The 26208-nt window shown below is 46.7% G+C and carries 21 protein-coding genes; 9 read left to right on the forward strand and 12 right to left on the reverse strand.

Annotation, left to right across the window (positions count from 1 at the left end):
• The first annotated feature begins 126 nt into the window (after nucleotides 1-126).
• The 8 genes from WBG78_RS09885 (at nucleotide 127) to WBG78_RS09920 (ending at nucleotide 9286) form a co-directional block, all read left to right on the forward strand.
• Nucleotides 127-738 (forward strand): XAC2610-related protein, encoded by a 612-nt coding sequence (locus WBG78_RS09885; RefSeq protein WP_337326257.1) that lies wholly within the window; start codon nucleotides 127-129, stop codon nucleotides 736-738.
• A 99-nt stretch (nucleotides 739-837) separates the two neighbouring features.
• Nucleotides 838-1362 (forward strand): hypothetical protein, encoded by a 525-nt coding sequence (locus tag WBG78_RS09890; protein WP_337326258.1) that lies wholly within the window; start codon nucleotides 838-840, stop codon nucleotides 1360-1362.
• 170 nt (nucleotides 1363-1532) lie between these two features.
• The gene (locus WBG78_RS09895) at nucleotides 1533-2018 is read left to right on the forward strand and encodes a hypothetical protein (protein ID WP_337326259.1); all 486 of its coding nucleotides are present in this window, start codon (nucleotides 1533-1535) and stop codon (nucleotides 2016-2018) included.
• A gap of 133 nt (nucleotides 2019-2151) precedes the next feature.
• On the forward strand, nucleotides 2152-2673 hold the full coding sequence (locus WBG78_RS09900; protein WP_337326260.1) for a hypothetical protein: 522 nt from the start codon (nucleotides 2152-2154) through the stop codon (nucleotides 2671-2673).
• Between the two features lie 116 nt (nucleotides 2674-2789).
• The gene (locus tag WBG78_RS09905) at nucleotides 2790-3503 is read left to right on the forward strand and encodes an alpha/beta fold hydrolase (protein ID WP_337326261.1); all 714 of its coding nucleotides are present in this window, start codon (nucleotides 2790-2792) and stop codon (nucleotides 3501-3503) included.
• A gap of 124 nt (nucleotides 3504-3627) precedes the next feature.
• The gene (locus tag WBG78_RS09910) at nucleotides 3628-4482 is read left to right on the forward strand and encodes an XAC2610-related protein (RefSeq protein WP_337326262.1); all 855 of its coding nucleotides are present in this window, start codon (nucleotides 3628-3630) and stop codon (nucleotides 4480-4482) included.
• Complete coding sequence (locus tag WBG78_RS09915; RefSeq protein WP_337326263.1) at nucleotides 4460-4975, forward strand: hypothetical protein; 516 nt, start codon at nucleotides 4460-4462, stop codon at nucleotides 4973-4975. Before WBG78_RS09910 ends, WBG78_RS09915 begins: the two co-directional genes overlap by 23 nt.
• 1632 nt (nucleotides 4976-6607) lie before the next feature.
• Nucleotides 6608-9286, forward strand: coding sequence for an ABC transporter permease (locus WBG78_RS09920; protein WP_337326264.1), 2679 nt, complete (start codon nucleotides 6608-6610; stop codon nucleotides 9284-9286).
• Nucleotides 9287-9371: 85 nt separating this feature from the next.
• Here the strand turns inward: WBG78_RS09920 and WBG78_RS09925 are convergent, their stop codons facing one another.
• Complete coding sequence (locus WBG78_RS09925) at nucleotides 9372-10439, reverse strand: DUF4421 family protein (RefSeq protein WP_337326265.1); 1068 nt, start codon at nucleotides 10437-10439, stop codon at nucleotides 9372-9374.
• A gap of 174 nt (nucleotides 10440-10613) precedes the next feature.
• Here WBG78_RS09925 and WBG78_RS09930 point away from each other — a divergent pair, with 174 nt between their 5' ends.
• A complete protein-coding gene (locus WBG78_RS09930) occupies nucleotides 10614-11423 on the forward strand; it encodes a universal stress protein (protein WP_337326266.1) in 810 nt (269 codons plus the stop codon).
• Nucleotides 11424-11867: 444 nt separating this feature from the next.
• Here WBG78_RS09930 and ftsZ read toward each other — a convergent pair whose 3' ends face one another.
• Genes ftsZ through WBG78_RS09985 form a run of 11 tightly spaced genes read right to left on the reverse strand, consistent with a single transcriptional unit; the run spans nucleotide 11868 to nucleotide 26201 of the window.
• Nucleotides 11868-13721, reverse strand: a complete 1854-nt coding sequence (gene ftsZ / locus WBG78_RS09935) for a cell division protein FtsZ (RefSeq protein WP_337326267.1) — start codon at nucleotides 13719-13721, stop codon at nucleotides 11868-11870.
• Between the two features lie 26 nt (nucleotides 13722-13747).
• A complete protein-coding gene (gene ftsA / locus WBG78_RS09940) occupies nucleotides 13748-15052 on the reverse strand; it encodes a cell division protein FtsA (protein WP_337326268.1) in 1305 nt (434 codons plus the stop codon).
• A 38-nt stretch (nucleotides 15053-15090) separates the two neighbouring features.
• Nucleotides 15091-15861: a cell division protein FtsQ/DivIB gene (locus WBG78_RS09945; RefSeq protein WP_337326269.1), complete on the reverse strand. Its 771-nt coding sequence runs from the start codon at nucleotides 15859-15861 to the stop codon at nucleotides 15091-15093.
• A complete protein-coding gene (gene murC / locus WBG78_RS09950; protein WP_337326270.1) occupies nucleotides 15851-17245 on the reverse strand; it encodes a UDP-N-acetylmuramate--L-alanine ligase in 1395 nt (464 codons plus the stop codon). Before murC ends, WBG78_RS09945 begins: the two co-directional genes overlap by 11 nt.
• The gene (murG, locus tag WBG78_RS09955) at nucleotides 17242-18474 is read right to left on the reverse strand and encodes an undecaprenyldiphospho-muramoylpentapeptide beta-N-acetylglucosaminyltransferase (protein WP_337326271.1); all 1233 of its coding nucleotides are present in this window, start codon (nucleotides 18472-18474) and stop codon (nucleotides 17242-17244) included. The genes murC and murG overlap by 4 nt, the downstream gene beginning before the upstream one ends.
• On the reverse strand, nucleotides 18471-19670 hold the full coding sequence (locus WBG78_RS09960) for an FtsW/RodA/SpoVE family cell cycle protein (protein ID WP_337326272.1): 1200 nt from the start codon (nucleotides 19668-19670) through the stop codon (nucleotides 18471-18473). Before WBG78_RS09960 ends, murG begins: the two co-directional genes overlap by 4 nt.
• Nucleotides 19667-21040: a UDP-N-acetylmuramoyl-L-alanine--D-glutamate ligase gene (gene murD, locus WBG78_RS09965; protein WP_337326273.1), complete on the reverse strand. Its 1374-nt coding sequence runs from the start codon at nucleotides 21038-21040 to the stop codon at nucleotides 19667-19669. Before murD ends, WBG78_RS09960 begins: the two co-directional genes overlap by 4 nt.
• Complete coding sequence (mraY, locus tag WBG78_RS09970; RefSeq protein WP_337326274.1) at nucleotides 21037-22269, reverse strand: phospho-N-acetylmuramoyl-pentapeptide-transferase; 1233 nt, start codon at nucleotides 22267-22269, stop codon at nucleotides 21037-21039. The genes murD and mraY overlap by 4 nt, the downstream gene beginning before the upstream one ends.
• 1 nt (nucleotide 22270) lies before the next feature.
• A complete protein-coding gene (locus tag WBG78_RS09975) occupies nucleotides 22271-23734 on the reverse strand; it encodes a UDP-N-acetylmuramoyl-L-alanyl-D-glutamate--2,6-diaminopimelate ligase (RefSeq protein ID WP_337326275.1) in 1464 nt (487 codons plus the stop codon).
• Nucleotides 23735-23739: 5 nt separating this feature from the next.
• Entirely contained in the window at nucleotides 23740-25830 is a 2091-nt protein-coding gene (locus WBG78_RS09980) for a penicillin-binding protein (protein WP_337326276.1), read from the reverse strand.
• The gene (locus tag WBG78_RS09985; protein ID WP_337326277.1) at nucleotides 25827-26201 is read right to left on the reverse strand and encodes an FtsL-like putative cell division protein; all 375 of its coding nucleotides are present in this window, start codon (nucleotides 26199-26201) and stop codon (nucleotides 25827-25829) included. Before WBG78_RS09985 ends, WBG78_RS09980 begins: the two co-directional genes overlap by 4 nt.
• Between the last annotated feature and the right edge of the window lie 7 nt (nucleotides 26202-26208).

Genomic DNA, 26208 nt, shown 5'->3' on the forward strand with positions numbered 1-26208 from the left:
TGCGCAACATTACTTTTAATATATTGACTACGCTTACTAAAGCTTGAAGCAAAAGTAACGTCGCGTACACTTTTGTTAGCGGCAAGTTTCGTTAACGAGATTTACCACAAAGGGCTCACACGACGAATGAGGGTTGTTTTGACGATATCATTATTGCTTACCCTTGAATTTTGTTACGGACAGAATAAGTCGGAGGTAAAAACCTTTGAAACGCGTTGTGATTCAATTTATAAGAATAAAGGCTATAGAGTAGTTTTACAGCATTTTCCAGATGGAATAGGCGCAAATTCTGACGTCAACACTGTGTTCCAATTTATAAGGACAGCTGGCAAGGAACGGGAGATTGTACATCAAGACACAATCTATAGTCGGACTGGAGAAATTGAATTCAAAGATTTTAATAATGATGGAGTAAAAGATCTTTTGATTCAGAATACCTCTGATGTGAGAAGTAATTGGACTTATTATTTGTATTTGGTAGACAGCTTGAACAATAACCTAAAGAAAGTGAAGGGTTTTGATGAGATAAAAAATCCTAGATACTTATCACGGTATCACCTTATTGATAACTATGTAAATTCTGGACGGAATTGGACGAGCTTTTATAGAATAGTAAACGACACAATAAAGGATCTGAAAATTGTGATATACGATGATCAAAATAATGACGACAAGTCGACCTATGAACAAGAGTACAAAAAGGCAATTGCAAAAATAGTGGCCGAAACCAGCCGCTAACACCACATATGCGCCATTGCAGTTTGTTGGTGATTTTTAGGTAAACTGCAACGGCGCATATGTAAGCGTTGGCGGTAATGCTCAATAGGATTTTACTCCATGGGACAGAAAAATGTTAGCTTAGAAATACTAGACCGTTTAGTTCATTACAGTCTCGCTCTTACCTTCGGACTGCCAATACTATGCTTTGTTGGATACCCTCTTCTCGGACAGTTTGAGCTGTTCGGAATTAGCTCCTCGATTGATATTTGGGTTGTTGTCCTTCCAGGGATAATCCTTGCTCCAATTTCATTGCTATTCTATTTTATTCAGCACGAGAAGTTGCGATTTCAATTCCTCCGAACTGCGACAGATGTTGAAGATTCAAAAAAAATGATCAGGGACATTGCCAGAGAACAGAAATGGGCAATTCGATCATTTAAGGATAATGTGTTTACGATAAAGACGAATCCAGGATTTATAAATCAGTCTTGGGGGCAACACATAACGATACAAATTGTAAATGGCGGACTGCTTGTCAACAGCATATTCGACCCGAACAAGGGCAGTTGGTCGATAACATTTAATAGTAATCAAAAGAATATTGAACAAATTAGAAAACTAATTTCGGATAGGGCTAACTGACAAGAAATGACCGGCGGTGACAGCAAAAAGATATTAAGAGCGGTGGCGTGCGCACAGCCGGCAACAAGGTATATAAAACATGCCGGCACAGTTGCCATAATATATTATTTTGGTGTGCCGGCACGTTTTATATACAAACGTTGGGGTCATGGCTTAAAAGAAAAAATCTAATGGCATGGAATAAGGCAATATTGACAACAACAGGTGACAAGAATCTGATTGATGATTTGATTCCTGATGTAATGTTCAAAAGTAAAGAAGGACTTCATTTTGACGAGGCGATATCTGGTAAGATCGACCAAAATCTAACGGTCGGCTTTCATGACAATAGAATAATAATCAATGACGTACTTGGACGGTTTATTTCCAAGGATCAATTCCCAAAGGACATTTCCTTAAAAAATAGGGAATGCAAAGTATTCTGGATATCAGAAGATTGTATATACAGACAATATCAAAATGGCGAGTTGGCAAAAGAGATAAGAGGGCGGGAAGAAACGAAAAAGGAATTGACAAGACTCGGGATCAGGCCTATAGACGAGTGGGGCGAAACAATGATACTTCAACTATTGGACTATGAAGTCTTTGGAATAAAACGAGAACAACATGGTTTCATACTATGGGATGTTCCATTTGACTTATATCAATTCGACTAAAAGCCCCGAACGCCCAACAATGCAAATAAACCATGCCGGCAGAGCTTGATATTAATCCTCAATTTGGACTGCCGGCGCGCTTGATATACTCGCGCTGGCGCAAGACTAATAACGTTAGACGGACAGTAAGGAGATGAAAAGAGTTTGCTCTAATTACAAGTTATTCGGAGGATTCGGACTCCTCATTGCGCTCAACGGGATCATTGGATTCGGAGCTTACAAGCTTTTGACTTCGTCAAACATTAGTATCGACAAAGTTGATCTATTGAATGATAATGATGCGCGGTTTACTTATGCTGTTATTCTTGGGCTCCTGACATTGTTTCTTGTTCTGTTCATAACACAGAATCGTTTTATTATCGCAAGCAGAGAAGAAATTGTTTTTATCAATCCTCTGATTCCATTTTTAAGGAAGAAATATAAGTGGACTGACTTCGATTACTACGTAACAGTAGATGAGAGTTCACGGCACGCCAGTCACGAAGCGGTTTGGTTAATAAAAAATGGAAAACTAGAGGCTAGATTTTCAAGTTTTTATTACTCGAATTACGATGACCTCCTGGGACAAATATCAACCAGGAATGAGGGAGGAAAGGATTTTAGCGTGTTTGACCAGCTTCTTATTTTGCTGCGGCTGAAAAGGGTAAAGGACTAAGCGGGGAAGCCCAGCGCCCAACAATGTATACGCCGCCAGCAGGAGCTAAACTTATCATACCAAAGACATGGTGAGTCGGTACTGAAACGGAAGCGCGAAGTAAAAAAAAAGTTTCATTGAGATACTTATTTGCAATCACAAACATTCTCTTATTCATAAACTTGTTTGGACAAACCACAACGATAATTTATTGTTTTCCGGGACAGGGTTCAGACAAGCGCATATTCGACTCCCTTGAAATTGATCATAGCTATGAGATCAGAGTCATCGAATACGGAGCACCGGACAAACACATGACAATGAATTCATTTGCGAGACAACTTTCGGCGCAAATAGACACTACGAAGGACTTTGTCCTGATGGGTGTTTCCCTGGGCGGAATGATCTGCGTCGAATTAGCAGAAATGCTGAATCCAAAAAGGACGATAATAATTTCGAGCGCCAAAAACAGGAATGAACTTCCTGGGTCATACAAATTTCAAAGAGCCATTCCGCTTTACAAGATCTTTCCCGGGCGTATTCTCGTTGGTGGTGCAAAAATGCTTCAGCCACTTGTCGAGCCGGATCGAAACAAGTACAAAGAGACATTTAAGAGCATGTTGGGCAGCAAAACGGGTGTTTATATGAAACGGACGGTTGGCCTGCTGATTAATTGGGAAAGAGAAAATAACACAAAGCCAATTTGCCATATCCATGGAACAAATGACCATACCCTACCCTTTCGAAAAATTAAGCTACCGACTTACACAATTGACCAGGGTTCACATATGATGACTTTGACAAGGGCAAAAGAAATCAGTAGTATTTTGAATTCTATTTTGACAAGATAACTACGTTTAACGCTGATTTGACGATGGCACAAACGCCAACACAATTTTCGGTGGACAAGGTGGTGGACGCTGCGGCGCGTGCCGGCGCGTTTTACATACAAGCGTTATCGGTAACCATATGAGAGTGAAAGCGAACATATTTTCGTTGATGATCATGATTACACTTTTGGCTTGCGGACCGAGTTCAAGTGACGACAGGAGGACGGACATTCAAAGCGACAGCATTCAGGCAAGTGGCATTACGAAACAGCCAAAGCAAAGAGAAGTAAAGAGAGAAGAGAGTATTGACAGTATTCGACTTGACTTTGCATTAAATGACGCTTTTAGAATTGCACAAGCGGAGCTTAGTTCAGACCATTTCACTAAACAGTATGAATTGCTACCTGATGATAGTTCATTCACAATCGGCATTGAAATATCTATTAGCAAACTTTTTCAGGACCATGAAAAGTACCTTCTTTTACGAAGACACGTTCCCTGGGCAACTTACCTTGGCTTATATAAATTAAGCGAAGGCAAGGTAGAAAAGTGTATTGAAAGGGAACAAGGGGGAATGACTTATCTCAATGACACTATATTTGATGCCAATGGTGACGGACGCAAGGACTTTCTTGTTCATTGGTATCCTTCATCCGGGTGTTGCAGACGGGATGTCTATAATGTTTATTTAAATCAACCCGACAATGGGGGATTTACGAAAGACTATGAATTCATCAATCCAACATTTTCACCGAAAGAAAGAATAATTCGCGGTGTGCAATATGGGCACCCTGGAGAAGTTGGGCTTTATAAATACAGATGGAACGGACTTCAAGTTGACACTCTTGAATTCATCTATCCGGACGCATTAGTCAAAGGTCAGTTTATTAAAACAAGGAAACCGTCATACAGACCGACTGGAAAGGACGGTGTTCTCCTAAAAGCTGTCCCAAAGGAATATCATAGTATTGAAAGCTATGAGTGGTTTGCTGACTTTTGACATGGGGGCACGGATACCGCTAACAACGTATATAAAACATGCCGGCACGGTTGATTTTAATTTTCTATTTTGGAGCACCAACACGTTTTATATACGCTCGTTGTCCCATGCAGCATTTGCAAGAGAGATGAAAAGTACAATTCCCCTATTATTCTCAGCTGCTTTGGCCATATCTGCGACCACAACCTTCGGACAAATACCGAAAAGTGGGACATACGAGTATGAGGTTGCATTTGCGGAGTGGTCAGGCCAGTCTTTAGGGATAACAGTGACAGTTGTAATTTCAGGAGATTCGGTCAAGATTCTTAATAACGGTGGACTGTCGGGGAAAAAGGGTGACGTAATTGAATATGGTAAAATTGTGAAACATAAAACTACAGGACAGTGGATCATTGCTACTAAGCCAGAAGATGAATTTGCGAATGAGGTCGGAGGTTGTTCGGATGGACCAAGAGTCATTGATTTCAAGAAGAAGAAATGGCTGACCTGTTAAGAACGGAGAGCTCGAACACTCCATAACACCGTATATGCCTTATTGTCGTTTATTTGCTAATTTTAAAGGAAAGGACAACGCGGCTCATACTGGCGTTGGGCAACATTCTTAAAATGACGAGAGAGGACTTTTTATTCTTGCTATTAGGTGCCAGCTACGCATCATACAAGTTCGCACAGTCCTTTGTGACTGACGAACTGCCGACTGATTTCCGATATAATGTCCACTTGAGCGTTTCTAACGAGACGTCACACCTTAAACAGTTTGACATCTTTCCTGAGGACAATGGAAAACTTTTAGCGATGTTAAATGATAAAGAGGTAGTGAATTTGTTGTGCCGCAATAATAAGGTTCCCGTTTGGATTGACGTTTGTGTCGAGTCGACAACAAATCAATTCACAATATTCCAGCTGTTATGCGCAGGACGTTACTCTGACAATAGAAGAGAATTCTATTATGAAAAAAATGGATCGGGACCGTTCGGTATAAAAAGCCCTGTCTTTCCAGTTGGCTATAAGGAAGGGTCAAAATTCAAACTGACTGATAAAAATGTTGCCTAACAATGCCCTCAAGCATTCCGTTGCGTTTAAAGATTGATAATTAATTTCGTCTGCCGACGCACCCTATATGCGAACGTCGTGGCAAATTAAACAAGCGCGCACAAACCGTAAATGATTTGACAAAAAAGATGAAACTTAAGGACGTTCACACTGTTTCCATTTAGCGGACTAGTTTTGTTCGGAACATTGTTGGTCGCAACGTTTTGAGACACCCTGTGGTCATGGCTTTGAGAATGGAAAGCTGAGGCATTAGAGAGCGAAAACCAATCCCGACTGGCTCTTAACATCACTATACGCCATTGCAGTATGTTGTTTATATTTAGGCAAAATGCAACGGCGCATACGTCGTGCGCTGCGGCAAGCCACTTGGTCAAACACGAGACCTAGGACAAGCAAATGAAAGCATTTGTAATTTTCCCGACCATTTGCGTCTTCTTACTGACATTGACCTTAATGGCATTGGGAGGACGAACCAGACCCAGGATTTCATTTCTCTGGTCCGTGATGGTGACAGTTTTATTTGGCTCATTACTGACCTGGTTTTCAGTAGACGCATTTGTCTTTCTTTACTATTCAAATTTCATTGGAGTGTTGATCTGTATCCCCTGTCTGACCTATTTGACAAATCGGCTCTTTAGCAAGACGCGAGACGAGAGCATAAACTGGCTCAGAGTATTTGGACTTGGCATACTTTCGACTTTGGTGACGGTTGCGACAGCAGGATTTCTGATTTTTATGTCGTTCATGTACAATCCAATGGACCCACCGACAGACAAACAATCAATTGAGACAAGCGAATAAATGGCCGGCCGTTACCAAAAGCTATAATTCATGGCCGCACATTGGATGTGTAAAGGTTACACTTATATTTCTTCTTAAAAAAAGAAACTAATCAGACGTTTTTTCGTTACTTCGGCAATCCGGTCAATTCTTGTATTGAAAATTATCTCGGAGAATTTGAAGAACTTGTGTTGCCTACCATACTGGGTTTGGCTGGAAAAAAGGCGATTGCTGAAACTAAGAGTGCGCAGGATGAATTGTGGTTCCTGTCAAAAACTAACCCTTCGGTGAAATGAAACACCAGCCTCCAAAACTTGCCCGAAAGATTTTTGAGTGGTATTGCGGGCATGCAAGAGTCGATGATTTGCTGGGCGACATCGATGAGCTATTCTTTCTGAACCTGAAGAACAAGCCGGCATTTGTTTCCAAATGGATTTACTGGAAACAGATCTGCTCGCTCTTATTTTCGTACGCCGTTAAGAGAAGAAAAAATCAGGCTCAGGTAAGCGCCTTTGCTTCGTCGTCGTTTTCACCGGCTATGGTTAACAGCTACTTTAAAATAGCAGCCAGAAATCTTTACAAGCACAGATACTTTTCTGTTGTTAATGTTCTTGGATTGGCTGTCGGGATGTCGGTTAGCCTGCTCCTGATCGTACTATATCTTCACGTTTGCACCTACGACACTTTTCATGTTAACAAATCTGAAATTCACCGGGTAATTACCACGCACAGCAATAACAAGGGCGAATGGCAGCTGGCTGCCGCACCTTTTTCAATTGCCGATGACCTGGAGCACGGATTTGCAGGAGTTAAAAGAATCGTGCGCATACGCACCGGCTTTAACGCAGATGTTGTAGCCTCAAGCCTCGATCTGCCAATGCGCGGGCTGTATACAGATCCCGCTTACTTCGAGGTCTTCACGTTTCCGATGATATCAGGCAATCCTTCAACGGCACTAAGCAAACCGAATAGTGTCGTGATCACCGAATCAACGGCTAAAAAGATTTTCAATTCAGCAGATGTGTTGGGCAAAACGTTTGAATTGAAAAATGTGAAACGCACCAGGGACACGGTTGCCATATACGAGATAACAGGGGTGATGGCAGATCCCCCACCAAATTCACACATGGCGTTCGAAGTCCTGGTTTCGCTCAGCACGTTGCAAGCGGAACAGCAAACTTATACCGGCGATTTTAAAAATGTCCGCAGTTATGGAAATCAATATGTGTACGTCTTATTAGACGATAACCTGGTTCTACCCAAACTGCAGGCACGCCTTGATGAATTATCAGAAGCATCGGGCAAGCGGGCCGAAGCTAAGATTAAATTTCATTTACAGGCCTTAGCGGATATCGTTCCTGGTGTGGATTTAAGCTCATTGGGAGGAAGCCTGGGGCCTGAATGGGCAAACGAAGGCTTTATAGTTTTCGGAGTTATTTGTCTGATGATTCTTTTACCTGCATGCTTTAACTATACCAATATCTCCATTGCGCGTGCGCTGAAACGCTCGAAAGAAATAGGCTTACGCAAAACGATGGGCGGGTTAAGAAATCAGATATTCTTTCAATTTATTACCGAAACCATTCTCATAACATCTGTTTCTGTGCTTGTTGGATTGGTGATGTTTTATTTTGTAAGACAGGAATTTCGGGATATGATGATTAGTGGAAACGCACTTGATGAGAGCATGTTTGTTAATGGGAGCGCACTTGATCTGTCATTAACCTGGCCAATGGCATTCGCGTTTGTCGTGTTCGCTCTGTTCACAGGGTTGGTGGCGGGATTCGTTCCTGCGTTATACTTCGCAGGTCTAAGTCCGATTCAGGCGCTTCGAAATCAAACACATAAACATTCGTCACAAGGGCGGATTCGTAAAGGGTTAACAGTTTTTCAATTTGCGCTATCCTTTTGCTTCATCATCGGCTTGATTGTATTCTCACGACAATACAGCTATAACCTAAATTATGATTTTGGTTTTCAGCGTGAGAACATCCTCAACGTTACGCTTCAGGGTGTAAATCCGGAACAATTCAGGAATCAGTTTTCTCAGCTTGCATCTGTTCAGAACATGTCGATGTCGTCTCACGTTCTGGGTGTGAGTACCGGTGTTCAATCGGCAGCATCTATTGATTCGGGGGATTCATCAGACGTCCATCAGATATTTGCTGACCATAATTATATCGACGTAGTAAAGCTGGAACTTCTTACAGGCAAAAACTTTCCGAACGAAATCTGGCAAGGTGAAAAATACATGATCGTTAATGAGGAGTTTGTCAAGCGGTTTAAACTGGGCACACCTTATGATGCTTTGGGCAAGTTATTCCGAATAGAAAACAAGGAACTTGAAATTATAGGAGTGCTGAAAAATTTCAACTACAGGAGTCTGCGGAAACCAATTGAAGCGTTTATGATCCGCACGGATCCCAATCAATATCAACTGGCAAATCTATCGGTAGGCATTACTGATTCTTATAAATCCCTTTCGCAGATGGAAAATGCGTGGAAGGTCATAGAACCCGACAAGAAATTCGAAGCCGGTTTTTTCGATGACAAGATCCGTGACTCATACGGTTTTTATAAAACATTTCTAAAGCTCGTGGGGTATCTGGGAATTCTGGCCATCTCCATTTCACTTCTAGGTTTGCTGGGCATGGTGGTGTATACATCTGAAACAAGGACGAAAGAAGTTGGCATTCGAAAAGTGATGGGTGCTACCACAGGGAGTATTACGCTGCTGCTGTCTAAAGATTATCTAACCCTCCTGATGTGGGCTGCCGTGTTCGCCATTCCAGTAACGGTGTGGCTTGCCGGCATGATTTTCCCCGCGCTGCAGGCATATCATGTCACGCTGAATTTCTGGGACGTGTTAATTAGCCTGGCGATACTTTTAACCATGGGATTGGCTACCATTGTTTCCCAAACTTTTAAAACCGCATCAACCAATCCGGCAGAAACGCTTCGAACTGATTAGCTCACGAGTGCTGGCAGCTCCCCTACTCGTTAAAAAGGGTTGACGCTTGCGGATGTTACATGTCAATATTTAAGTCCAACACTATTCACAACCCGCCACGTTTTGCTTTACTCAAATCATAAAACCTATAGCCTGCCAGCAGCGTGAACATCAGGTTTGCAGAAGTAAGGTAAGTGGGCTGAATCTTAGAATACCCGATCCCATAGGACGACTGAATTCGTCCATACCACAAGCGTCCATTGTATCCAACATTAAGCAGAAAGTAGGCATCGTACTCCATATTAACATGGGTTCCTTTGTTTGTATCGGTCTTGTAGGTATTGAACGCTGCCCCGGCTCCAGCCAGGAGGATTGGCGAAATAAAGAGTCTTGAACTGTTGAATACAAAGTTCATCCCATATCCAGGCATTATTATCAACCCCGGTGCTCTTAAATATTCCAACCCGGTCTGCGGACCGAACCTCGTCTCTACGTCGTAAGCCTCGGGAATGAGTGGCTGCCCGTTTGCACCCAAGCTTCTATAAAAAATTTCGCCCCTGATCAGAAAAGATCCGGCAGTAGTCATTTGCCTTTCATTCTGATATAAGGCAGCGCGATAGGAGTACTTCGATTCATTGAAGATATAAGTAGCCTGCAGTCCGGCCAGGAACTCGTGTATTGACGGCGGACTTTGGTATTCGTCCTGGTTGCCGGAAATGATGACACCTTTGCTGTCTGATATGTAACCACGAAAAGAAATCCTTCGGCGTGTGTAAGATCCGGCCAGTCTGAACTGATCGAGATTAGATCGCTCCTCTTTAAGGTAGGTCGTACCAGGTAATGAAAAGTAGGCATCGCCGTCGAGCCATTTGTAACTGATGCCTACACCAATAAAGTCATTTGTATTGTGATAAATATTTCTTGTGAGGTCCGGGGATCCATCCCTTAATGAACCAAGAACCAATCGGTTGCCCTGCCCGCCGTAGAAGATGCGTATGTCATTCTTCTTTAGAAATGTCCTGATGTATACAGAGTCGGCGTCCGTTACCGCCCTGGTGCCCCGTATATTCTGAGCCAACAAGAAGTGAGTCAGAAACTGCAAAATTATAGCAATCGATCCGCGCCGGGTAATGGTGGTAATTATCGAATTGCGTTTGTAGTTCCTGCAATTCATAGGGAGTCGTTTATCCAGGGTGTTTCACTCGTTGACAAGCCAAGATAATATGTAAATAACAATAGGCCTTGTTATTATTTGGTTCCGAAGGGAATTACATACTTAAGAATGTGCCAGTTCAACTCATCATGATTGATGAGAAAAATGGTCTATCTTTAGGTATAAGTTATTAAAATGAAGACCATTCTCGCCCCCGTTGATTTTTCCACAGCGTCACGAAATGCATTACTGTTTGCCGCCGAGATAGCCAGACGATCTTCCGCACAACTCGTTGTGGGTACCGTAGTGCAGGCGGAACGCGATGAGTATGACGCCAGTACCCGGTTGGAAGATACCCTCACAAGCCTCCGGAATAGCTTCGGTGGAGAGGTTCAATGTACTCCTGCGATTGCGTCCGCCGACCTGATCGACGGTATCACGCAAATCATCGGCGAGCATCAGCCCGATCTGATAGTGATGGGTACCAAAGGCGCCAGTGGCCTGAAGGAAATTCTTATCGGAAGCAATACGGTAAAAGTAATTTCCAAAACAACGGTCCCGGTGCTTGTCGTACCTGAGTCAGCCCGCTTTGACGGATTCCTCAACACTGGCAGAAGCACTGTAGTTCTGGCAACTGATCTTGAGGCAGTGGAAAACGAATCTGCGTTAGATCTTCTGAAAGAGATTGCCCTGCTTATCATCAAACCCAAAGTTAAGGTGGTAAGCGTCCGCCCTAAGAACACGGAACTCGATTACATGAAGAGACTGCAACGTGATGCCTTGCTCGGACTATTCAGTCCTGAGATCGAGAGCGAGCGTGCGACAGTTTTCAGCAATAATGTAATGAGCGGTTTGAATTATTACCTCAGCAGAAATGAAGAAACCGGATTGGTCGCCATGATCGCCCGCGATACCGGCCAGTTGATACAGCGTCATTTCACTCACGAGATGGCCTCACATACGCACCTGCCTTTGTTGATTTTGCACGATAGTGCGGCGGGGTAGGATTTAAAACGGGTGTTCTTTTGGATCATCATTCTGTTGCTTACGATTTTGATCTTCCTCTCCCCTTTCCTTTCGCTTTGAATGAGGGCGTGCGTTGCGCGCGATGAGCGTTTGCGTTTCATAGGAAGGGCGTAAGTCGCGCGCTGTTTTTATTCGCCCTCTTTTGCTATTGATCAATGATGCCTACGGCATCCCTCACATCTTTCCTATTGATCTGCGATGCCTACGGCATCAAACGACGGCATCAAAAAAAATACCGGACGCTTTCACACGTCCGGTATTTACTACACACGCGCCGCTTGCTAAACCTTAAAATGCAAACTAAAAATTGGCGCACTACACGTTAAAAATTGGCACTCCGGCACCGGCAAAAAATTTTTACTACCAACAACCACTACGAATGGAGTAAAGACCAGTCGTGCCGGAAATGCCATGTCTTAAATATCAGTCTACATTGTCGTGCAGGAATTTATTGTTGCCCAACAAGTTGTTGTCGTCATTAAGATTGTACTTGGAAATCAGCGGCTCTGAAGAATGAGGTACGTTGTTCATTTTCACACCGCGACGCAGGTAAGCTGGCAGTGCCCACTGTTCGGCGACAGTCTTGGCATTCACTTCAGGCTTACCATTTTGCAGGATGCGTTCCTTGCGCTCCTGTCTTTGCATTTCGAGTCTTTCCTGTACGTTTCTTAGTTTCATAGTTCCGTCGTCGTCTATTACCTGGTCACCATAGCGCTCGTTAGCGGGATCGAAGTCATCATTGTCGAACAGTCCGGCTTCTCCATCATCTTCGTTGCTGGCGAAAGTCTTATCGGCAGATGGTTTGCTGAACGGTCCGGTGAAAGTGAACTCACGCTCACGTGGTTTCTCCTCGGCAGTAGGTGCCGGAGGAGGAGTTGGCGTTACCGGAGTTGGAGGTGTTACCGACACTGGAGTTACAGGAGTTACAGGCGCAGGGGGAACAGGCTGGCTGTACTGCGGAACAACCGGAGCCGCTACCTGTGGAGCTGCTGCCTGAACCGGTGCCTGTGGTTCAGGCGCTGGTGTGTTCACTACCGGAGTATTTACCGGAGTGACTACTGGCGTAACTACTGGTGCAACTACTGGAGTGATCGGTGCCTGAACAAAGTTTGTTTGCTGAGGCATCGTAAATACCTGTGGAGTCCTGAGAGGCTGAGGTTGAACTACCTCGCCCTTCATTCTTACCTCCATGTTATTATTCTGATTTACCGAGTTATCGGTTTGGAACAACCATCCCTGTGAACGCTCGAGCTCGTGAACTTTCCGTTCGTCCTTTGCCGGAGGGATCACTTTCGAATCGCTTGAAAAGCCAGTAGCAATCACGGTTACACGAATGCGATCGCCGAGATCCGGATCTACACCGTGGCCGAAGATCATTTCGGCATCTTCACCGGCCTGGTCCTGGATATATTCGGTGATCTCGGTAAGCTCGTCCATCTGCAGTTCGGCTTCTTCTCCTGATATAATAGAGAGGAGGATCCGTTTTGCGCCCATGATGTCGCGGCTGTCGAGCAACGGGGAGGCTAGTGCCCCTTCGGCTGCTTTCTGCGCGCGGTTGTCACCACGTGTTTCTGCCGATCCCATTACCGCTGCGCCTGCGTTCAGCATTACAGTACGAACATCCTGGAAGTCGACGTTAACGTATCCGGCGAGGGTGATTATTTCGGCGATGCTCTTGGCACCTGTTGTCAGGATATTATCCGCCTGTGCGAAAGCCGCACCGATGGAAAGGTTGCCAAAGATCTCGCGAAGTTTATCGTTAAGAATCACAAGTACGGTATCGCAATTCTGCCGGAGAGCTTCGAGGCCCAGTCCGGCCTGAGTCATTTTCTTTCGCCCTTCGAAAGAAAACGGCGCAGTTACGATACCGACTGTGAGTATATCCATGTCTTTGGCAATCTTGGCAATTACCGGAGCTGCGCCGGTACCAGTGCCACCGCCCATACCTGCTGTTACGAACAGCATCTTGGTATCCTGAAGCATCTCACGGATCTGCTCCTTACTTTCGAGGGCTGCGTTCTTCCCAACTTCAGGGTTGGCTCCGCAGCCTAGCCCTTCCGTGAGATTCGCACCGATCTGTAGCTTGTTGGGCACCGGACTTGTGTTGAGCGCCTGGTTGTCCGTATTGCAGACAATGAACTCAACATCCTTGATGCCCTGCTTGTACATGTGATTCACGGCATTGCTGCCGCCGCCGCCAACGCCGATGACCTTGATGATCGACTTGTGACTCAAGGTCTTCGGAATTTCGAACTTGTAAGATCCTGATTCAAACATGAGATGATTTTTTAGTGGTTGCCATGTTAATAGTCATTCTTCCCATCCAGATCATCGATCAACAAGCTCTTCGTCTTGTTGAGGATTTCGGTAAAAAAGCTTCTGGAGGAAGTTGGAGGACGTTTCACTTTCTCTTTCACGATCTCGCGAGCCTCCCTGTAACGATCTTCCCTTTCATCAAGGGAGCGGAATCCCGAAAGCACCAGGCCAACTGCCGTCGCATACATCGGACTTTTTACCATCTCGATCTTGCTCTTGCCCAGATGCTCATTTGGGTAACCGATACGTGTATCCATACCGGTCATGTACTCAACCAACTGTTTGAGGTTCGCCAGCTGCGCACCACCGCCAGTGATGACGATGCCGCCTGCAAGCCTGTTCTCAAAGCCCGAACTAATGATCTCCGCATGAGCCATTTCGATGACTTCTTCCATGCGTGCCTGTATAATATTGGAAAGGTTCTTAACGGAGATCTCTTTTGCTGCGCGATTCCTGATGCCAGGAATCGATACGATGTCGTTGGGGCTCGCTTCTTCTGCGATGGCCCTACCAAAGCGTGTCTTCAGCTGTTCCGCCTGTTGTGGCAGGACGCCGAGTCCTTGCTTGATATCATTGGTTATAATGTTTCCTCCGAAAGGAATAACTGCAGTGTGTCTGATAATGTTATCGTAAAAGATTGCAATATCGGTTGTACCGCCACCAATGTCAATAAGACAAATGCCTGCTTCTTTCTCTTCGTCACTTAAAACGGCCAGACTAGACGCCAACGGTTCAAGTATAAGGTCGGATATTTCCAATCCGCCACGCTTCACGCACTTGTTGATATTGTTGATCGCATTCGTCTGAGCTGTAATGATGTGGAAGTCTGCTTCAAGACGTACACCAGACATACCTACAGGTTCTTTGATACCTTCTTCATAGTCGACCATATAATCCTGCGGCATCACATGAATTATTTGACTTCCAGGAGGAACAACCATGCGATACATGTCCTGAGTGAGTCTTTCAACATCCTCGATACGTATTTCTTCGTCCTTCGATGTGCGTGTAATCCCTCCGTGCTGAATGAAGCTTCTGATGTGCTGACCAGCGATACCGACGTTGACCACACCGATGTCGATGCCCGCCTGATCGCCCGCCTCTTTGATGGCGCGCTCTATAGCAAATACTGTCTTGTCTATATTAAACACGATTCCCTTGACGACGCCTTCCGACTCCGCTTTGCCCATGCCAAGGACTTCTAGTTTGCCGAACTCGTTTTTACGACCGACGATAGCACAAATTTTCGTTGTGCCGATGTCTAGTCCTACTACGATTTTTTCTTGCTCCATTGCTGTAAGGTTTTATGAGTGGTTGTATGTTGTCGCTCTTACTCTGCTACGATCTGGTCTTCGTATTCAAGATTTACGCGAGAATACTTGTTCCATCCCATTCGTGGTAATATTTCTTTATAAAATATCATCAGTTTGTTAAACTTTTGCTCTACACGCTCCGGTTTACCGAATTCGATCCGTTCATTCCCTACTTGTGGCAGCATCGTTATGTTCATTTTGCTGTCGATGTTCAGCTGAGCAATCTGCGCGCTCCAGAACTCGTCATCGCGGATTGTTTCGATGACATGCATCAAAACGCGGCCCTCTTCTGTCGTGCTAAGGTTCTTTTGCTTCAGCATGGCTGGAACATACGACCCACTCACAAGTACAACACGCGAAGTAAATTTTTCAGACACCGGCATGATCGTACCATCGTCGGCAATGTACCCGTCGGGACCATCGTTACGAACGATCCTTGCTACGGGCCTGCGCAGCGAGGCACGCACAATGATATTGCCTTTCAGATCGCTGTAAAGCTGGGCATCCTGAATGAACGGCTGTCTCTTGATCTTTCGCTCCACCTCACGCATGTTCACTTCCGAGAACCGGGCGCCTTTCATAGCTACCTGGTCAAAGTCCATCAGCGTGACTATGTCCTGCTCATCGAGGAAGTGATTGCCATTTACGTTATCCATTCTCACGCGAACATCACCCACCACCAACTCGTCCTGTCTGCCTTCGGTGAAGGCAATAATCCCTATCACGACCAGCAAGGCCGCCACAATCCTGATTTCGCGCTTGAGATTGAATTTGAAATTAAACTTCATACCTGCTCTTCAGCATGTTCTTAATTGGTTCAACGAAAGTGTCGATGTCGCCTGCCCCTACCGTGGCCACAACTTCCAACGACGACTTTTCCAGCTTCTCCATCAGGTCCGCTTTGTTGCAGCGGATCTTCACGGCACTTGTGATGTCGTTCATCAGCATATCCGATGACACACCCGGAATCGGCAACTCGCGGGCTGGATAAATGTCCATGAGGAACAACTCATCCGCCAGGCTAAGGCTTTTTGAAAAACCCTGGGCAAAGTCGCGGGTACGTGTAAACAGGTGCGGCTGGAATACAACCGTGAGTTTACGGTTCGGATAAAGAGACTTTACCGAACGTAGGAATGCTTCAATCTCGGCCGGATGATGAGCATAGTCATCTATCTGAACCACCTTATCACTCTTTATTATATACTCGAAGCGGCGCTTCACACCACGGAATGAAGCGAGCGCCTTTACAATGACGGGGACTTCAACACCACAAAGGGATGCCGCTATCGAGGCCGCGAGGGAGTTCTCGATATTATGAAATCCGGGGACACCGAGCTTAACATGCTCAACCTTACCAAACCCGTGGAGGTCAAATTCAAAAAATCCTCCCACCGCTTTGATGTTGCCGGCAAAAAACTGCCCCCGGCTCATACTATATATCTTCTTTGTTACATGTGTTACTTCATTGGCCAGCAGTTCGGCAATCGACTCATGCACGATGAGTGTGCCACCCTGGTGGATCTGCGCGATGAAATCGCGGAATGATTTGACAACGCTCTCGTGATCGCCATAGATGTCGAGGTGGTCGGCATCGGCGGAAGTCACGATGGCAATGTTTGGAAACAGTCTGAGGAAAGAACGGTCGAACTCATCGGCTTCGACTACGACCAGCGTATCCTTCGTTACCTCTCCCTGCATCACCAGGTTTGTGCTGTAGTTGGCAGTGATTCCACCGAGGAACCCTACCATGTTCTTGCCGGCAACGTGCAGTATATGCGCGACCATTGATGAGGTGGTCGTTTTGCCATGAGTGCCCGCTACCGCTATAGTGAAGTTATCTTTGGTTAAGAGGCCAAGTGCTTCTGAGCGCTTGATGATCGTATAACCATTCTGCTTCAGGTAAGCGTGCTCTTGGTGATCCTTTGGAATCGCGGGAGTGAAAATCACCAATGTTCTGGCCGGCTGATCGATCACTTCGCGTGGAATGAGGGACACCTGGTCGTCGTAATGAACTGCCATGCCTTCTTTCTCCAGTTCACGTGTTAACGTGGTGGCTGTGCGATCGTATCCTGAAACACGCAATCCCTTTTTCATGAACCAGCGTGCAAGCGCGCTCATGCCGATGCCGCCGATGCCGAGAAAGTAGATATTATCGTATTGATTCAATGTCATCCGTTGCTTCTTTTCACTTTCACAGGCACTGGTATCAGTGCCGTTGCATTGAGTTGTTGTCCTTTATTTTGTCCCTGAACACCCTTTGATTGTGTTTCGCCGGCTTCACGTCGCTGAACGTTTCGTATCATTCCTTCGATCTCATTCACAATTGCAGCTGTGGCATCTGGCTTAGCAAGCTTAAGTATGTTCGCCTGCAGTGCAGTGCGGCGCGCCTGGTCCTGCATCAGCGAGAGCGCAGCATCCACAAGTTTGGCCGATGCGTCCACGTCTTTTACAAGCACTGCTGCATCCTTCGATACCAGTGCCTGCGCATTCTTGGTCTGGTGATCTTCAGCTACGTTTGGAGACGGAACGAGTATCACGGGCTTGCCGGCTATGCAAATCTCAGATACTGCTATTGCACCTGCACGTGAGATCACCACGTCGGCGACTGCATACGCGAGATCTACTTCCTTTACGAAATCCTGAACGCGGATACGACTCAGATCATATTTGTCCAGCCTGGCTTTATATGTGTCGTAGTATCCCTTACCCGTCTGCCAGATCAACTGAAAGCCTGAAGCGACAAGCTTATCAATTCCCTGGATGATGCTTTCGTTTATTGTCCGGGCACCCAGGCTTCCACCGACGATTAACAGGGTCTTGATATTAGCATCAAATCCGAAGTGCGCCAATGCACGATCACGCTTCGACGCAACGGTAAGGATATCCTTTCTTACCGGGTTGCCCGTCAGAACAATCTTGTCCTTCGGGAAGTATTTATCCATCCCTTCATAAGCCACGCAGATGCGCGTTACTCTTTCGGCCACCTGCTTGTTGGTGAGGCCGGCAAATGAGTTCTGCTCCTGTATGAGTGAAGGAATGCCCTGGCGTGTAGCCGCCATCATCATGGGACCACTTGCAAATCCTCCTGTTCCGATTACAACATCAGGACGAAAATCTTTAACGATACGACGCGCCTTGAAATAGCTGGCGATGACTTTAACCGGGAACAACAGGTTTGACCAGGTAAGTCTGCGCTGCAGTCCACTTATCCACAAACCCACAATTTTATACCCAGCCTCAGGCACGCGTGTCATTTCCATACGACCTTCTGCACCCACGAAGAGTATCTCCGTGTTGGGATATCGTTCTTTGAATTCATTGGCAATGGCGACAGCAGGAAAGATGTGACCACCGGTTCCTCCACCACTTACAATGAGACGATATGGTACACCACTGATCATGCTGCCTTCGCTGTCGGTACGTTCTTAGCTTCCTTAGTATCATCAGCAGCAGCCTTTTTCTGGAACTGCTTATCCTGTTCGCCGCGGCTCACACTCAATACTATTCCGAGCGAGAGTCCGGTAAACACCATTGAGGTACCTCCCATTGAAATCAGTGGCAATGGTTGTCCGGTAATCGGCCCCAACCCTACCACTACCCCCATGTTCACCATCGCCTGGCAGACAAGGTCAAAACAAAGTCCGGCTGAGAGCAGTCCTCCGAACGCCTTCTCACTATTATAGGATGCTTTCATTCCACGATGCAATAACAGGAGATAGAGTGCAAGCACTACGATGCCACCCACCATTCCATACTCTTCGATCACAATCGCATACACGAAATCTGAATAAGGATGGGGAAGAATGTTTCGCTGGTCGCTGTTGCCAGGTCCCTTGCCTGTTACCCCTCCCGTTGCCACAGCAATCCGGGCGTGTTTTGCCTGGAATGGAAGCTCCGAGTTATTCATAAAGTTCTTGATACGGTTCTTAGCCGTCTCGCCCCGCACACCGAACATGATGGCAAGAGATCCACAAAGAAGTCCCACGAAGATCAGGGCGCCCAGGTACTTCGTTGGTACGCGACCGATGAACATGATCAGCATGCAGGTGATGAAGAGCAACACTGCCGTCGACAGGTTGGTCAGCGCGATCAGCCCACAAATAATTCCGCACCAGAAAAGGATTGGCAACAGGGCCTCCTTCACATCGGTGATGTTTTGCTGTCTCTTCGACAACATGCTGGCCAGGTTAACAATCAACGCCAGACTGGCGAAATCCGAAGGCTGGAACGAGCCGATGATAGGCACATGGATCCAGCGTGCTGCTTCGTTAATGCTCACACCGTTGGTGAATGTATAGATCAGCAACGGGATGCTTACCCACAAAGCGATTTTGGAAATACGCGAGTAGTATCTGTAATCGACGCGATGGGCAAACCACATGGCTGCAAGCCCGACGAGTACGGTCATCGTATGTTTGATCAGGAAGCTCTCGGGACTCGCTGTGCGTTTGTATGCCAGGGTTCCGATCGAGCTATAAACCACCATGATACTGATGATCGACAGAGCAAACACCACCGCCCAGATCACTTTATCTCCCTGGAGGTTCTTGTCCGCCCAGGTCTTCACGCCACTTAAACTCACTTGCTTCGTCATCATATATCCAGTGCTGCGTTAATACCTTCAACTTCGTCTTTCAGATCGAGCACAGCGCGTCTGAACTGATTGCCACGATCTTCATAGTTCTTGAAAAGATCGAAGCTTGCACATGCAGGTGACAGCAACACCACGTCACCATCGTTAGCCGCATCCAGGGCCGTGTGTACAAGCTCGTGTACATTCTGCGTCTCAAAAATCTGGGGCACCACTCCTTTAAAATAGTGCTTGAGCTTCGTGTTGTCTTTGCCGAGGCAAATCAGCACGCGAACTTTATGCTTTACCTGTTCGAGGATAATGGAATAATCGTTGCCTTTATCGACGCCGCCGGCAATCCATACCAGGGGCTTCTCAAAACTTCCAAGAGCGTAAACAACTGAATCCACATTGGTTGCCTTCGAGTCGTTCACGAAGTCAACGCCCTTGATCGTAGCCACTGGCTCGAGGCGGTGCGGTGCATTCTTGAACGACTTCAACCCTGCCCGTATCGCTACCAACGGTACCCCTGCCTGAAATACCGCCGACACCGCCGACATGGTATTGATCAGGTTGTGAGGACCCTTCAATGTTGTCTCTGACTGGTCTATTTCAAACTTTTGTCCGAGGTCAAAGTGCATGCGCTTTCCAATAGCGTAGCATTTGGCGCTGGCCGGGCCGTGCAGCGAAACGGGAACAAGTTTCTGCTGGAGATTGCGCGACTTAACCTCGGCTGAAATGATCGGATCATCCAGGTAGTAGATGAAGTGCTGAGCTGAGCCCATATTCGCAGCGATGCGGAATTTGGAGTTCACATAGTTCTCCATCTTGTACTCGTACCGATCGAGGTGATCCGGAGTAATGTTCAGCAGCACGGCAATCTCCGGCTTGAACTTCTTCATGCCGTCGAGCTGGAAGCTGCTCACCTCAATGACGTACCAGTCGTGCAGCTCCTGCGCAACCTGACGCGCCATGCTGAAGCCAACGTTACCGGCGAGGGCCACGTTGAAACCCGCGTTCTTCATCAGGTGATAGGTCAGCAAGGTCGTGGTCGTCTTTCCGTTTGTTCCTGTGATGGCAATGATCCGGCCGGTTGCATACTGTGAAGCAAACTCTATCTCATCAATCACCTCGATGCCGGCTTCCTTAACCTTTACAACGATTGGTGACTTATCCGGTACTCCGGGACTCTTTATTATAAGGTCAGCATTCAGTATGAGAGATTCCGTGTGGAGCCCCTCCTCGAATGCGATCTTTTCGCGCGTGAGTTCAGTCTTGTATTTCTCGCGGATAGCAGATTGTTCGGACACGAAAACATCGAAGCCCTTCGCTTTCGCGAGCAGCGCCGCTCCCGTTCCGCTTTCGCCTGCACCCAATATGACCACGCGTTTACTCATCTCAGTTTCAGGATTGCCAGGGTTATGATAGCCAACAAGATTCCTACGATCCAGAAGCGTGTCACAATCTTCGCCTCAGGAATATTCTTCTTTTGATAATGATGATGGAGTGGCGACATCAAAAAGATCCTGCGCCCTTCACCATACTTCTTCTTCGTGTATTTGAAATAGGATACCTGAAGGATCACCGAAAGATTCTCCACGAGAAATATTCCACAGAGAACGGGGATCAGCAACTCTTTTCGCACGGCAAATGCCAGCACTGCAATTACGCCTCCCAGCGTAAGACTGCCGGTATCACCCATGAAGACCTGGGCGGGATACGCATTGTACCACAAGAAGCCAAGGCATGCGCCAACAAATGCAGTACAAAAGATTACCAGCTCACTCAGGTGAGGGATGTACATAATATTGAGATAGCTACTGAAGTCAATGCGGCCGGACACATAGGCAAAAATAGCGATGGTCAATCCGATGATACCGGAGACGCCCGCAGCAAGCCCGTCGATTCCATCAGTAATGTTTGCTCCGTTTGAAACTGCTGTGACAATAAGGATAACCACGAGTACATACACTACCCAGGTATATTCGTTAGGAATGAAAGGCAGGATACCGTAGTCAAACTCGTTGTTTTTGGCAAAAGGTATTGTCGTTCGGGTAGACTTGACATCCTTATACTTGAAGGGTATCGACTCTTCGCCGTCGACCGTTGATACAACCTGCTGGTTAGTGGCGCTGGTGCGATTGACCTCACGGATCACAACATCATCGTTGAAGTAAAGAGTAAGGCCAACGATCAGGCCAATTCCGATCTGGCCGGTAATTTTGAAGCGGCCGGCGAGACCTTCCTTATTCTTACGAAACACTTTGATGTAGTCATCCAGGAACCCGATGAGACCCAGCCATACCGTTGCAACGATCAGCAGGATCACGTAGATATTGTCGAGCTTCGCGAACAATAAGGTTGGGATCAGGATGCCGGCAATGATAATGATACCTCCCATTGTAGGGGTACCCTTCTTTTTCATCTGACCCTCCAGTCCGAGGTCGCGGATGTCTTCGCCCACCTGTTTGCGGCGGAGTATGTTGATGAGGTTCTTACCGAAAGTTATGGTGATCAATAAGGAAAGAAACGCTGCCATCCCCGCGCGGAACGAGATGTATTGAAATACACCGGCGCCGATCACGTCGAACTGCTTGTCCAGATATTCGAACAGATAGTACAGCATCCTAGTTTTCGAAAAGTTTCATCATTCGTTCCAAAACCTCGCGGTCGTCGAAGGGATGCTTCACCCCTTTGATTTCCTGGTAAGTCTCATGGCCTTTGCCGGCCACAAGTATGATATCCTTGTCACGCGCCATCATGCAGGCACTCTTGATAGCTTCCTCACGATCGGCCATTACGAGAGTCTTTCGCGCCTCCGTAGGAGTAACGCCAGCCTGCATTTCGTGAATGATCGCCATCGGGTCCTCATCCCTTGGATTGTCGGACGTAAGAATGACACGGTCACTGAACTTGCAAGCTATTGCCGCCATCAGTGGTCGCTTTGTTTTGTCGCGGTTTCCACCACAGCCCACTACCGTGATCACCTGCTCATTTCCGCTGCGGAACAATGCGATCGTCTCCAATACATTCTGCAGTGCGTCTGGTGTATGAGCATAATCAACTATTGCAGTGAAACGGCTGCCCGGCTGAACAAGCTGAAAGCGACCTGTTGCTCCATCAAGCGCAGAAAGCTTGGTGAGTATTTCATCGGAGTCGTAGCCCAACAGAACGGCTGCGCCATACACGGCAAGCAGGTTGTACGCGTTGAAGTCGCCGATCAGTTTGAACCATACGTGCTTCGATCCGATCTCAAGTTCAAGTCCTTCGATGGTGTTAGCCATGATCTTGCCTTTGAAATCAACCATCTTCTTCAGGCCGTATGTGTACTTGGTTGCCTTCGTATTCTGCAGCATCACCATGCCGCGCTTGTCATCGGCGTTTACCAGTGCAAAGGCGTCAGAAGACAGCTCATCAAAAAACTTCTTCTTGGCGGTGATGTAGTTCTCGAACGTTACGTGGTAGTCGAGGTGATCGTGAGTAATGTTGGTGAACAAGGCACCTGCGAACTTAATGCCTGCGATCCTGTCCTGGTCGATAGCGTGTGAGCTAACTTCCATGAAGGCATGAGTGCAACCAGATTCTACCATGCGGCGCAACAACGCGTTAAGCTGAATAGGGTCAGGCGTAGTGTGTGTTGCCGGAATAATCTCGTCTTCAATTTTATTTTCTACTGTGGAAAGCAATCCACGTCTTATTCCAAGAGAACCGAACAACTTGAACAACAAGGTTGCCACAGTAGTCTTTCCGTTGGTCCCTGTTACGCCGACGATCTTGAGCGAAGAAGAAGGATTGTCGAAGAAGTTTGAAGAAACAATACCCAGTGCGGCAGAGCTGTTCTTAACCGCGACATAGGTTACGCCCTCGCGTAAGGTGGCAGGCAACGTTTGACAAATCACAGCTGCGGCACCCAGGTCAATTGCTTTTTCTATGAAGTCGTGACCATCGGAAGTCGTACCCTTTACGGCAACGAACAATGCTCCCTTCGTCGACTTTCTTGAGTCAAAGCAAATGCTGCTGACGGGTGTTGTCATGTCGCCAACACTTGACGTGAGCGGAACCTTATATAATATGTCTTTCAGTTCTGGCACTGCTTCTATCCTAGTTTAATATAAATCCTGTCGCCTTTTATGGCGCGACCACCGGCTGTGAGTGATTGACGAACCACGCGGCCCGTTCCTTCATAGCTCACGCGAAGTCCATTGCGCTCCAGCAAATAGATTGCATCGCGAAACGACATGCCCGTAACATCAGGGACAATACCTGTGTTGGTATTCGTCTTCTTCCAGTTTACGCTGCTGCCATCTCGTGAAGTGCGCACCCACTCTTCTTCAGTTTGAGAATGATTTGATATGCCAAGGGTATTGCACACCAGCGTGAGTTCCTGTTGATTGCCACCGCGTATGGTAGGAAGTACATCCTGCTTAGCGAACTTTTTGATATCCATAGGCGCATGGAGATTGAGGTCGCGTGCGTAAATATTGTCAGCAATTTCTTTGAACACAGGCGCCGCCACACTGCTTCCGTATTGTGCCCATCCACGAGGATTCTTGATAAGCACGATTGCGCTGTACTTCGGCGCGTGTGCCGGGAAGTAGCCTACGAACGTGGTGATATACTTGCGCGCATAGCGACCGTTTTCAAGTATCTGCGCAGTACCCGTCTTTCCGGCAATCCGATAGTGAGTGCCCTTGATGTTTTTGGCAGTTCCGTTTTCAACCACACCTTCGAGCAACATCCTCAATTTACGAAGTGTTTTATCAGAACAGATGCTTGGGTTTAACACTTCTGTCTCAAATGCTTCCTGCTGATCGTCGGCGCGACTTATTGATCTCACGAATACTGGTTTGATCATCACACCGTCGTTGGCGACGGCATTGTACATGGCCAAAGTATGGAGAGGTGTCGTTTCGAAACCATAGCCATAGGCCATCCATGGGAGACTAATGCCGCTCCAACCCTTCTGCCCGGGGCGTTTTACTTTTGGCTTTGGCTCACCGGCAATTTGAAGTCCCAGTGGTTGCGATTGATTCAATTTATCAAGGTAGTCCACAAACTTCTGGGGACGCAGGCCGAAGTGTTTATCCACCAGCTTTGCCATGGCGACATTGGAGGAATGCTCAAACGCGGTTTGAACCGTCACAGTACCAAGTCCGTTCTCTTCGTGATCGCGTACGGCTTTATTATAGAACATGTACTCGCCGTCTCCAACATCGATGCTGTCGCTCAGTTCAACCGGGCTATCTTCCAGCAACGCGATCATGGTAAGTAACTTGAAGGTGGACCCTGGTTCGAACAAGTGTCCCGCAGCGTAGTTAAACTTCTCTACGAATCCGCCATTTCCATTTGAACTCAGATTGGATATTGCCTTCACTTCTCCAGTCTTCACATCCATCACTACAACCAGGCCATCGTCGGCGCGGTGATTCATCATCGCCTTATGCAACGCTGTTTCAGCCACATCCTGAAGATTAATGTCCAACGTTGTGTAGAGGTCGAGACCGTTCACTTCTTTTACGTTGTTTGCATCAAATACTGGCTTCCAGTCACCGCCGGCAATCTTTTGATAATATGCGTACCCATCCTGGCCACCGAGCTGTTCATTAAAACTGTATTCAAGACCTGCACCCTTATCGTTCTCATTGATGTATCCGATGGTACGGCGGCTCAGGTTTGTGAAAGGATGATAACGAACGTCAGACTTTTCGAAGATTGCACCGCCGCGAAGTCTTCCTTCACGGAAGATCGGCCAGCTGGTCATCATTTTCTTCTGCTGGTAGTTGATGCGCTTATGACTCAACACCATATACTTTCTCCCCTCTTTCCGCGCGTCGAGCAGCATGTGCTTGTAATCGCTCTTCGAACGACCGCCAAAGAACCTGGAGAGCTGGTAAGCCAGAGAGTCTACACCTTTATCAAAAACTTCTTCTTTGGGAAGCGTTGCGTCGAAAGCAACTTTATAGAACGGCAATGATGTGGCTAAGAGACTGCCGTTATCAGAATAGATATTTCCGCGGGTAGCTTTTACGCGTTTGTAGTCGAAGGTGATACGCTCGCCCATTTCTGCCCACTTCTCGCCTTCGACGAACTGAATGTGTCCTGTCTTGAACACAATGGCGACGGCGAACAGCACCACGAAAAGGAACGCAATCCGAACGCGAAGTAATATGGACTGTTTAATATTCACTTATCTTCGACAACTACTTTGTACGGCGGTTTCAAACTTTCTTTGAGGCCCATCTCACTCACCTTTCGTGCTACTTCTGATTGCTTGCTGGCAAACATGAGGTCAGCCTTAAGGGTAGTGTAGTCGGCCCTGAGATCTTCGACCTCAGCCTGCATGGCGCTGATCTTTCTTACAGTCTTTTCAGCATAGTGGGTATTGCTGATGTAGATCAGTCCGAGTCCAATCACAAACAAAACTTTCGGGAGATATTTAACGGGGAAGCCGTCCTCAAAATAATACTCAAGTTTCAGGCGCTTCTCGAGGGACGCAAACATTCCCTTGCCTGAGGCGGTCTTCTTTGCGGGTTTTATTTTGAACGAATTTTCTGACATTATTTTC

Source organism: Chryseolinea sp. T2, assembly GCF_037203685.1.
Taxonomy (GTDB): Bacteria; Bacteroidota; Bacteroidia; order Cytophagales; family Cyclobacteriaceae; genus Chryseolinea.

Bases quoted from the DNA above. Each gene is read 5' to 3' on its own strand.
- mraY (WP_337326274.1), bottom strand. From the start codon at position 22,269: ATGCTGTACTATCTGTTCGAATATCTGGACAAGCAGTTCGACGTGATC.
- WBG78_RS09890 (WP_337326258.1), top strand. From the start codon at position 838: ATGGGACAGAAAAATGTTAGCTTAGAAATACTAGACCGTTTAGTTCAT.
- WBG78_RS09945 (WP_337326269.1), bottom strand. From the start codon at position 15,861: ATGAAGTTTAATTTCAAATTCAATCTCAAGCGCGAAATCAGGATTGTG.
- ftsA (WP_337326268.1), bottom strand. From the start codon at position 15,052: ATGGAGCAAGAAAAAATCGTAGTAGGACTAGACATCGGCACAACGAAA.
- WBG78_RS09985 (WP_337326277.1), bottom strand. From the start codon at position 26,201: ATGTCAGAAAATTCGTTCAAAATAAAACCCGCAAAGAAGACCGCCTCA.
- murG (WP_337326271.1), bottom strand. From the start codon at position 18,474: ATGATCAGTGGTGTACCATATCGTCTCATTGTAAGTGGTGGAGGAACC.
- WBG78_RS09895 (WP_337326259.1), top strand. From the start codon at position 1,533: ATGGCATGGAATAAGGCAATATTGACAACAACAGGTGACAAGAATCTG.
- WBG78_RS09915 (WP_337326263.1), top strand. From the start codon at position 4,460: ATGAGTGGTTTGCTGACTTTTGACATGGGGGCACGGATACCGCTAACA.
- WBG78_RS09900 (WP_337326260.1), top strand. From the start codon at position 2,152: ATGAAAAGAGTTTGCTCTAATTACAAGTTATTCGGAGGATTCGGACTC.
- WBG78_RS09925 (WP_337326265.1), bottom strand. From the start codon at position 10,439: ATGAATTGCAGGAACTACAAACGCAATTCGATAATTACCACCATTACC.
- murD (WP_337326273.1), bottom strand. From the start codon at position 21,040: ATGAGTAAACGCGTGGTCATATTGGGTGCAGGCGAAAGCGGAACGGGA.
- ftsZ (WP_337326267.1), bottom strand. From the start codon at position 13,721: ATGTTTGAATCAGGATCTTACAAGTTCGAAATTCCGAAGACCTTGAGT.
- murC (WP_337326270.1), bottom strand. From the start codon at position 17,245: ATGACATTGAATCAATACGATAATATCTACTTTCTCGGCATCGGCGGC.
- WBG78_RS09960 (WP_337326272.1), bottom strand. From the start codon at position 19,670: ATGATGACGAAGCAAGTGAGTTTAAGTGGCGTGAAGACCTGGGCGGAC.
- WBG78_RS09920 (WP_337326264.1), top strand. From the start codon at position 6,608: ATGAAACACCAGCCTCCAAAACTTGCCCGAAAGATTTTTGAGTGGTAT.
- WBG78_RS09930 (WP_337326266.1), top strand. From the start codon at position 10,614: ATGAAGACCATTCTCGCCCCCGTTGATTTTTCCACAGCGTCACGAAAT.
- WBG78_RS09885 (WP_337326257.1), top strand. From the start codon at position 127: ATGAGGGTTGTTTTGACGATATCATTATTGCTTACCCTTGAATTTTGT.